Consider the following 8735-nt stretch of genomic DNA (forward strand, 5'->3'; position numbering starts at 1 on the left):
GCTGTGCGACACCGGGGCCCGGGCCCCGGAACGGCCGTACGGGCCCGGGAGGTCGACCCCCGGGCCCGTACGGCCGTCCTCCCGGTCCGGGCTACTCGCGCCCGACCGAGGTGTTGCTCATGTCCGCGTAGCGCTCGCCCGCCACCCGGCCGGCCAGCGGCTCCAGCAGCGCCAGCTCCTCCGCGCTCAGCCGCAGGGCGACCGCACCGGTGTTCTCGGCGAGCCGGCTGCGCTTGCGGGTGCCGGGGATCGGCACCACGGTCAGCCCGTGCACCTGGGCCCGCTGCTGGACCCAGGCCAGCGCGACCTGGGCGAGCGTCGCGTCGTGGGCGGCGGCGATCTCCCGCAGCGGGGTGAGCAGTTCGCCGTTGGCGACGGCGTTCTCACCGGTGTAGCGCGGGCTGCTGCGGCGGAAGTCGTCCGCCGTGAGGGTCGCCGCGTCCTGGAAGGCGCCGGTCAGGAAGCCGCGCCCGAGCGGCGAGTACGGCACGAAGGCGACGCCCAGCTCGGCCGCGGCCGGCACCGCGGACCGCTCGACGTCCCGGGCGAACACCGACCACTCGGACTGCACCGCGGCGATCGGGTGGACGGCGTGCGCCTCGCGCAGCTCGGCCCCGGTCACCTCGGACAGCCCCAGCTGCCGCACCTTGCCGGCCTTCACCAGCTCGGCCATCGCGCCGACCGAATCGGCCAGCGGCACGGCCGGGTCACGGCGGTGCATGTAGTACAGGTCGATCGTCTCCACGCCGAGGCGGCGCAGCGAGCCCTCCACCGCGGTGCGGATGTACTCCGGGTCGTTGCGGACGGCCCGGCGGCTCGGGTCCTCCTCGCTGCGGTCGATGGCGAACTTGGTGGCGATGACCACCCGGTCGCGGTTGGCGCGGACGAAGGGGGCGAGGAACTCCTCGTTGCGGCCGTGGCCGTACATGTCCGCGGTGTCGAACAGGGTGACGCCGGCCTCCAGCGCGGCGTCCAGGGTGGCGCGCGCCTCGTCGAAGTCGGTCGGGCCGTAGAACTCGCTCATGCCCATGCAGCCGAGGCCCTGGACGCCCACCAGCGGGCCGTCGGTGCCGAGGGGGGCGGTGGGGAGGACGGGGTGAGTCATGCGCTCTGCTCTTCCTCTACTCGGTGGTACTGGCATCGGACGGGGGCGCCGGCACTGTCGGCGATCCTCCCGGTATAGAGATCGATCTTGTGGTCGAGGACGGCCAGGGTGGCCTGGAGGTCGACGATCCGCTGCCGGACCTCCTCGCGCTGGGTCTCCAGCAGCTCCCGGCGCTCGACGTAGGTCTCGTCGCCGCGGCGGGTCATGTCGACGTACTTGAGCATGTCCGCCACCGACATCCCGGTCAGCCGCAGCCGGCCCAGGAAGGCCAGCCGGTGCAGGTCGCCGTCGCAGTAGCGGCGCTGGCCGCCGGCCGCGCGGTCGACCGGGTCGAGCAGGCCGATCCGCTCGTACCAGCGGAGCGTGTGGGCGGTCAGCCCACTGACCGCCGCGACCTCGCTGATGGTGTGCCGCGGGGTGCGGTCCGGCTCGCCGGCCGGGCCGTTGAAGACCTCGGCGCAGCTGCGCAGACCGGCCCGGGCCCATACGGGTGTGGCCATGATCGATTCCCCCTGTCCTGTGACGACGACGCTACCGAGTTGGAGTGCACTCCAAGCAAGCCACCCACCCGGGTGCCCCCGCCACCCGGCTGGAGCGCACATTAGAGTCGACCGCATGGAGAGCTTGCGGATGATCGACAACTGGCCCGTGCCCCACGCCGCCGCCGCGGTGGTCCGGGGGTCGGACGGCGCGGTGCTGGGCGCCCACGGCCCGCAGCAGCACCTCTTCCCGCTGGCCTCGGTGACCAAGCTGCTCACCTCCTACGCGGCCCTGGTCGCCCTGGAGGAGGGCGTGTTCGAGCTGGACGACCCGGCCGGCCCGCCCGGCTCCACCGTCCGCCACCTGCTCGCCCACACCTCGGGCCTCGGCTTCGACGAGGACCGGCTGTTCGCCGAGCCCGGCCAGCGCCGGCTCTACTCCAACGCCGGTTTCGACGTGCTGGCCGCCACCCTGGCCGAGGCCGCCGGGATCGCGTTCCACCGGTACGTCGCCGAGGCGGTGTTCGAGCCGCTGGGCATGCACGACACCCTGATCAACACCGCGAGCAAGTCCCCGGCCGGCGCCGGCGGCCTGTCCACGGTGGCCGACCTGGCCCGGTTCGCCGCCGAGCTCCAGTCCCCGAAGCTGCTGGACCCGTCCACCGTCCACCGGGCCACCCGCGAGGTCGCCTTCCCCGGCACCAGCGGCGTGCTGCCCGGCTACGGCCACCGCCGCCCGAACGACTGGGGCCTCGGCTTCGAGATCCGCGACGGCAAGAGCCCGCACTGGACCGGCACGGCCAACTCCCCCGAGACCTTCGGCCACTTCGGCCAGTCCGGCACCTTCCTCTGGGTCGATCCGCAGGCCGGCGCGGCCTGCGTCGCGCTCACCGACCGGGACTTCGGCCCCTGGGCGGTGGAGGCCTGGCCGCCGCTGTCCGACGCCGTCCTCGGCGAACTGCGGGGCTGACTCTCAGCCGTACGACACCGGCGAGTGCATCTCCCAGAGCAGGAGTTCGGCGCCGGTCTCCCCGGCCGCCGGGTCGGCGAAGGCCTCGCCGGTGATCCGCACGCTGTCGCCGGGCACCATCGACCGCCCGGCGCCCTTGGGCCCGGGTACGGTCCGGTAGCCCAGGGAGCCGGCCGTCAGGTGGGCGTACCGCCAGGGCGCGGCGGGCAGTTCGGGCAGCGGCTGCCAGGGGCCGGCGGTGGCCAGCCAGAGCGCGGCGTCGCGGCGGCGCAGCCGCAGGGCGTCCGTCCCGGCGTCGCGCTCCAGGCCGGAGGCCAGCAGCGTCAACCCGCCGTCCGCCGGCTCCACCTTGCGCAGCCCGTACGCCGGGGCGGCGTCGAACTCGTCCGGCTGCAGCCACATCTGGACGAAGCGCACCGGCCCGCTGGCGCCGCCGACGTTGCGCTCGGTGTGGGTGACCCCGGAGCCGGCGCTGAGGTGCTGGACCATGCCCGGGCGCACCACCCCGCCGTGCCCGTGCGAGTCCCGGTGGGCCAGCGCGCCCTCCAGCACCCAGGTGAGGATCTCGGTGTCCCGGTGCTTGTGCTCCTCGAACCCGGCGCCGGGCGCCAGGAGTTCCTCGTTGCACGCGAGCAGCGCGCCGAAGTGGGTGTTCTTCGGGTCGTAGTGGCCGGAGAAGGAGAACGCGTGTCGGGTCTCGACGCCCTCGGCGGGGGTGGAGCGGTAGCGCTCGGCGGTGCGGCGCTGATCGGCACGGGGGCGGGCGGCGGCGTCGGTCACGCCCCTCACCGTACTGCTCCGGCGGGCGCGCGCCCGGGCGCGGACGCGCCCCGCGCCCCGGGGGTGTGAGCGGCACCACCGTGCCGCTGCGCCGGGGGGTGTGCACGAGCAGTCACTCGCGTGAGGCAGTCTTGTCCTTGTGCCAGCCGCTTCCGCGAACTCCAAGAGCGAACCCAGTCCCGCCGCCGAACCCACCGGGAAGAGCCCGGCTCCCCGGACCGCCCGCGACCGCCCCGGCCGCCCCGCCCCCCGTCTGACCGCCCAGGAGCGCCGGAACGCCGCCGAGCGGGCCGAGCGCCGGGCCGCGACGCTCAAGCGGCTGGAGAAGTCCTCGGGCAAGCTGGCCACCGCCGCGATCTCGCGGATGGACGACCAGCTCGGCTGGTACCGGCGGATGCCGCCGGAGCACCGCTCCTGGATCGGCCTGGTCGCCCAGGCCGGCATCGCCGCGTTCACCGAGTGGTACCGCCACCCGGAGGCCGCCCGGGCGATCTCCACCGACGTCTTCGGCACCGCCCCGCGCGAGCTGACCAGGGCGATCACCCTGCGCCAGACCGTGGAGCTGATCCGCACCACGATCGAGGTGATGGAGGAGGCCATCGAGGAGGTGGCCGCCCCCGGCGACGAGGCGGACATGCGCGAGTCCGTGCTGGTCTACGCCCGGGAGATCGCCTTCGCCACCGCCCAGGTGTACGCCCAGGCGGCCGAGGCGCGCGGCGCCTGGGACGCCCGGCTGGAGGCACTGGTGGTGAACTCCCTGCTGTCCGGCGACGCCGACGAGGGTGTGCTCTCCCGGGCGGCCGCCCTGGGCTGGGGCCAGCCCAGCCAGGTCCGGGTGGTGATGGGCAGCGCCCCGGACGGCGACAGCGAGCTGGTGGTCGAGGCGATCCGCCGGGCCGCCCGGTACGCCAAGCTGAACGTGCTGACCGGGGTGCTGGGCAAGCGCCTGGTGGTCGTGGTCGGCGGCGACAAGGAGCCGGTGCACGCCGCCCGGGCGCTGATCGGCCAGTTCGCGCCGGGCCCGGTGGTGATCGGCCCGACCGTGCCGGACCTGCTCTCGGCGACCCGCTCGGCGCACGCCGCCGCGGCCGGCCTGCGCGCCTGCGCCGCCTGGCCGGACGCCCCGCGCCCGGTGCTCGCCGACGACCTGCTGCCCGAGCGGGCGCTCGCCGGGGACCAGGCCGCCCGCCGCCAGTTGGTGGAGGAGATCTACACACCGCTGGACGAGGCCGGCTCCGCCCTGCTGGAGACGCTGAGCGTCTACCTGGAGCAGGCGTCCTCCCTGGAGGGCGCGGCCCGCATGCTCTTCGTACACCCCAACACGGTGCGCTACCGGCTACGACGTGTGACCGACGTCACGGGGTACGCCCCCTCCGACGTACGTTCGGCGTTCACCCTGCGGATCGCACTGGCCCTCGGCCGGCTCACCGCCGCCGGGGAGCCCGGCTGAGCCGGGGTGTAGGGACCATACAATCCCGGATGGTTTTCTTCGTTACCGTCGCCTACCCGCCCCCGGGCGCCTGGCGAGAGAGGGTTGAACCGTGCTCGTAATCGTCGCCCCTGGACAGGGTGCCCAGTCCCCCGGTTTCCTCAGCCCCTGGCTGGAGCTGGACGGTGTCGCCGACCGCCTGCACCGTTGGTCGGAGCCCGCCGGGCTCGACCTGGTGCACGCCGGTACCGAGGCCTCCGCCGAGGAGATCAAGGACACGGCCGTCGCCCAGCCGCTGCTGGTCGCGGCCGGTCTGGTGACCGCCCGCGCGCTGTTCCCGGACGAGGACGTCGCCCGCAAGCTGACCGGCGCCGTCGCCGGCCACAGCGTCGGTGAGATCACCGCCGCCGCCCTCGCCGGGGTGTTCGGCGCCGCCGAGGCGCTGACCTTCGTGCGCGAGCGCGGCCTGGCCATGGCCGAGGCCGCCACCGTCACCGAGACCGGCATGACCGCCGTGCTCGGCGGCGACCCGGAGGTCGTCGCGGCGAAGCTGGCCGAGCACGGCCTGACCGCGGCCAACAACAACGGCGGCGGGCAGATCGTCGCGGCCGGCACGCTGGTCCAGCTGGAGGCCTTGAAGGCGGACCCGCCGGCCGGTGCCAAGCTGATCGCGCTCAAGGTGGCCGGTGCGTTCCACACCGAGCACATGGCCCCGGGCGTCGAGCGGCTCGCCGCGCTGGCCCCGAGCCTGGCCGTGGCCGACCCGCAGGTCACCTACGTGTCCAACAAGGACGGCGGGGTCGTCGACTCCGGCGCCGAGGTGCTGGCCCGCCTGGTGTCGCAGGTCTCCAACCCGGTCCGCTGGGACCTCTGCACGGAGACCCTCGGCCGGCTGGGCGCGACCGCCGTGATCGAGCTGTCCCCCGCGGGCACGCTCACGGGGCTGCTCAAGCGCAACCTCAAGGGCGTGGCCACGCTCGCCCTGAAGACCCCCGCCGATCTGGACAAGGCCCGTGCGCTCATCGCGGAGCACGGCGGCCAGGAACAGCCGGACCAGCAGGACCAGGAGGACCTGGCATGACCAAGCCGCAGATCCGCCCCGCCACCGGCGCGCAGTACTCCCGGATCCACGGGGTCGGCGGCTACCGCCCGGTCCGGGTCATCCCCAACTCCGAGGTCCTGGAGTGGATCGACTCCTCGGACGAGTGGATCCGCACCCGCAGCGGGATCGCCGAGCGCCGCTGGGCGGGCCCGGAGGAGAGCGTCGCCGAGATGTCGGTGCAGGCCGCCGGCAAGGCCATCGCGCAGGCCGGCATCTCCGCCGAGCAGATCGGCGGCGTGATCGTCGCGACCGTCTCGCACCTCAAGCAGACCCCCGCGATCGCCACCGAGATCGCCGAGCGGCTCGGCTGCGGCACCGCCCCGGCCTTCGACATCTCGGCCGCCTGCGCCGGCTTCGGCTACGGCCTGGGCCTGGCCGACGGCATGATCCGCGGCGGCAACGCCGAGTACGTGCTGGTGATCGGTGTCGAGCGGCTCAGTGACCTGACCGACAAGTCGGACCGCTCGACCGCCTTCATCTTCGGCGACGGCGCCGGTGCCGCGATCGTCGGCCCGTCCGACACGCCGGGCATCGGCAAGCTGATCTGGGGCTCGGACGGCTCGCAGTCCGACGTCATCAGCCAGACGCGGGCCTGGGACACCGCCTTCGCCAAGCCCGACGCCATCAACGGCCCGGGCGAGGAGCAGGACCACAAGTGGCCGGCCCTGCGGATGGACGGCCAGCCGGTGTTCCGCTGGGCGGTCTGGGAGATGGCCAAGGTGGCCCAGCAGGCGCTGGACGCCGCCGGGATCACCGCCGACCAGCTCGGTGCCTTCATCCCGCACCAGGCCAACATGCGGATCACCGACGCCATGATCAAGGCGCTCAAGCTGCCCGCGTCGGTGCCGGTCGCCCGCGACATCGCGGAGACCGGCAACACCTCCGCGGCCTCCATCCCGCTGGCGATGGAGCGCATGCTGGAGTCCGGCGAGGCCCACAGCGGCGACCTCGCGCTGATCATCGGGTTCGGGGCGGGTCTCGTCTACGCCGCGGCAGTCGTTACGCTCCCCTAGGCGCGTTTCGCCCCACTCATCCACAAGCCCGTGTCCGGCCGACGGTCGGACACGTTCAACACCGAAGAGGAGCAGCCAGTATGGCTACGCAGAACGAGGTCCTGGAGGGTCTCGCCGAGATCGTCAACGAGATCGCCGGCATCCCGGCCGAGGACGTTGCGCTCGACAAGTCCTTCACCGACGACCTGGACGTCGACTCGCTGTCCATGGTCGAGGTCGTCGTGGCCGCCGAGGAGCGCTTCGACGTCAAGATCCCGGACGACGAGGTCAAGAACCTGAAGACCGTCGGCGACGCGGTGAACTACATCCTCACCAACGCCGCCTGAGCGATCGACTCGTACGAGTCGCCCAGTCCGTCCGGCGTGACGCACGCCCAGGACGGCTGACCCGTCGGCCCGGCTCCGAGAGCCAGGTCGACCCGCCGGCCGGGACGCCCCACCGGGCGCCCGGCCGGGCCCTTCCTCGGCTCGCCGCCGACCCCGCACGAAACGTGAAAGAAGAGAAACCAGTGACCGCTGAGAACCGAACCGTGGTCGTCACGGGTATCGGCGCCTTCACGCCGCTGGGCGGCGACGCCGCCACCACCTGGGAGAACCTGATCGCCGGGCGCTCCGGAGTGGCGGCGCTGACCGAGGAGTGGGCCCAGGACCTGCCGGTCCGGATCGCCGCACGCACCGCGGTCGAGCCGGGCGAGATCCTGCCCCGGCCGCTGGCCCGGAAGCTGGACCGCTCCGCCCAGTTCGCGCTGATCGCCGCCCGCGAGGCCTGGGCCGACGCCGGCTTCGAGACCCCGGCCACCGACGAGTCCTCCAAGCTCGCCCCCGAGCGCCTGGGCGCCGTGATCGCCTCCGGCATTGGCGGCGTGACCACCCTGCTCGACCAGTACGACGTGCTGCGGGAGAAGGGCGCCCGCAAGGTCTCCCCGCACACCGTCCCGATGCTGATGCCGAACTCCCCGGCGGCCAACGTCGGCCTGGAGGTCGGCGCCCGCGCGGGTGTGCACACCCCCGTCTCCGCCTGCGCCTCCGGCGCCGAGGCGATCGGCTACGCGATCGAGATGATCCGCAGCGGCCGCGCCGACGTCGTGGTGGCCGGCGGCACCGAGGCGGCGATCCACCCGCTGCCGATCGCCGCGTTCGCCAACATGATGGCGATGTCCAAGAACAACGACGAGCCCGAGCGCGCCTCGCGTCCGTACGACAAGGGCCGGGACGGCTTCGTGCTGGGCGAGGGCGCCGGCGTGGTCGTGCTGGAGTCACTGGAGCACGCCGAGGCCCGCAACGCCCGGATCTACTGCGAGGCCGTCGGCCAGGGCCTGTCCTCGGACGCCCACCACATCGCCCAGCCCGAGCCGACCGGTGCCGGTGTGGCCCGCGCGCTGGCCGACCTGTTCGACCGCAACGAGCTGGACAAGGCCGAGATCGTGCACGTCAACGCGCACGCCACCTCGACCCCGCAGGGCGACACCGCCGAGCTCAAGGCGCTCCGCAAGGAGCTGGGCGACGACCTCGACCACATCCTGGTCTCCGCCACCAAGTCGATGACCGGCCACCTGCTGGGCGGCGCCGGCGGCATCGAGACGGTCGCCACCGTGCAGGCGCTGTACCACCGGATCGCCCCGCCGACCATCAACGTCGAGGAGCTGGACGACGAGGTGGACGCGAAGGTCGTGACCGAGGCGACCCCGCTGCCCGAGGGCCGGATCGCCGCGCTGAACAACTCGTTCGGCTTCGGCGGCCACAACGTGGTGCTGGCCTTCCGCACCCGCTGACGCCCATGACGGAGGGGGGGGGGGGGGGGGGGGGGGGGGACCCCCCTAGTCGTGGTTCCGGGGGTTGGGCCCCACTCTGGGAGTAG

Annotated in this window: 9 protein-coding genes; 6 read left to right on the forward strand and 3 right to left on the reverse strand. The window is 73.7% G+C overall.

Features of this window, described 5'->3' with window-relative positions; all coding sequences use genetic code 11:
* Positions 1 to 91: 91 nt before the first annotated feature.
* Both ACZ58X_RS20970 and ACZ58X_RS20975 read right to left on the reverse strand, forming a co-directional pair.
* Complete coding sequence (locus tag ACZ58X_RS20970) at positions 92 to 1105, reverse strand: aldo/keto reductase (RefSeq protein WP_470335119.1); 1014 nt, start codon at positions 1103 to 1105, stop codon at positions 92 to 94.
* Complete coding sequence (locus ACZ58X_RS20975) at positions 1102 to 1605, reverse strand: MerR family transcriptional regulator (protein WP_470335120.1); 504 nt, start codon at positions 1603 to 1605, stop codon at positions 1102 to 1104. Before ACZ58X_RS20975 ends, ACZ58X_RS20970 begins: the two co-directional genes overlap by 4 nt.
* Before the next feature lie 115 nt (positions 1606 to 1720).
* Between ACZ58X_RS20975 and ACZ58X_RS20980 the strand changes: the two genes are divergently transcribed.
* The gene (locus ACZ58X_RS20980; protein ID WP_470335121.1) at positions 1721 to 2554 is read left to right on the forward strand and encodes a serine hydrolase domain-containing protein; all 834 of its coding nucleotides are present in this window, start codon (positions 1721 to 1723) and stop codon (positions 2552 to 2554) included.
* A gap of 3 nt (positions 2555 to 2557) precedes the next feature.
* On the opposite strand, the gene ACZ58X_RS20985 is transcribed toward ACZ58X_RS20980, so the two are convergent.
* Positions 2558 to 3334: a pirin family protein gene (locus ACZ58X_RS20985; RefSeq protein WP_470335122.1), complete on the reverse strand. Its 777-nt coding sequence runs from the start codon at positions 3332 to 3334 to the stop codon at positions 2558 to 2560.
* Positions 3335 to 3587: 253 nt separating this feature from the next.
* Here ACZ58X_RS20985 and ACZ58X_RS20990 point away from each other — a divergent pair, with 253 nt between their 5' ends.
* From ACZ58X_RS20990 to fabF, 5 genes are all read left to right on the forward strand, one after another.
* On the forward strand, positions 3588 to 4784 hold the full coding sequence (locus ACZ58X_RS20990; protein ID WP_360228970.1) for a PucR family transcriptional regulator: 1197 nt from the start codon (positions 3588 to 3590) through the stop codon (positions 4782 to 4784).
* Between the two features lie 91 nt (positions 4785 to 4875).
* Positions 4876 to 5844: an ACP S-malonyltransferase gene (locus tag ACZ58X_RS20995; protein WP_470335123.1), complete on the forward strand. Its 969-nt coding sequence runs from the start codon at positions 4876 to 4878 to the stop codon at positions 5842 to 5844.
* A complete protein-coding gene (locus tag ACZ58X_RS21000; protein ID WP_470335124.1) occupies positions 5841 to 6878 on the forward strand; it encodes a beta-ketoacyl-ACP synthase III in 1038 nt (345 codons plus the stop codon). Before ACZ58X_RS20995 ends, ACZ58X_RS21000 begins: the two co-directional genes overlap by 4 nt.
* Before the next feature lie 80 nt (positions 6879 to 6958).
* A complete protein-coding gene (locus ACZ58X_RS21005) occupies positions 6959 to 7204 on the forward strand; it encodes an acyl carrier protein (protein WP_360228541.1) in 246 nt (81 codons plus the stop codon).
* Between the two features lie 182 nt (positions 7205 to 7386).
* Complete coding sequence (fabF, locus tag ACZ58X_RS21010) at positions 7387 to 8649, forward strand: beta-ketoacyl-ACP synthase II (protein ID WP_470335125.1); 1263 nt, start codon at positions 7387 to 7389, stop codon at positions 8647 to 8649.
* Positions 8650 to 8735: the final 86 nt, after the last annotated feature.

The organism is Kitasatospora sp. NPDC040550, assembly GCF_055594965.1.

Coding starts and splice junctions, on each gene's coding strand:
- ACZ58X_RS20980 (WP_470335121.1), top strand. CDS start 1,721: ATGGAGAGCTTGCGGATGATCGACAACTGGCCCGTGCCCCACGCCGCC.
- ACZ58X_RS21000 (WP_470335124.1), top strand. CDS start 5,841: ATGACCAAGCCGCAGATCCGCCCCGCCACCGGCGCGCAGTACTCCCGG.
- ACZ58X_RS21005 (WP_360228541.1), top strand. CDS start 6,959: ATGGCTACGCAGAACGAGGTCCTGGAGGGTCTCGCCGAGATCGTCAAC.
- ACZ58X_RS20970 (WP_470335119.1), bottom strand. CDS start 1,105: ATGACTCACCCCGTCCTCCCCACCGCCCCCCTCGGCACCGACGGCCCG.
- ACZ58X_RS20975 (WP_470335120.1), bottom strand. CDS start 1,605: ATGGCCACACCCGTATGGGCCCGGGCCGGTCTGCGCAGCTGCGCCGAG.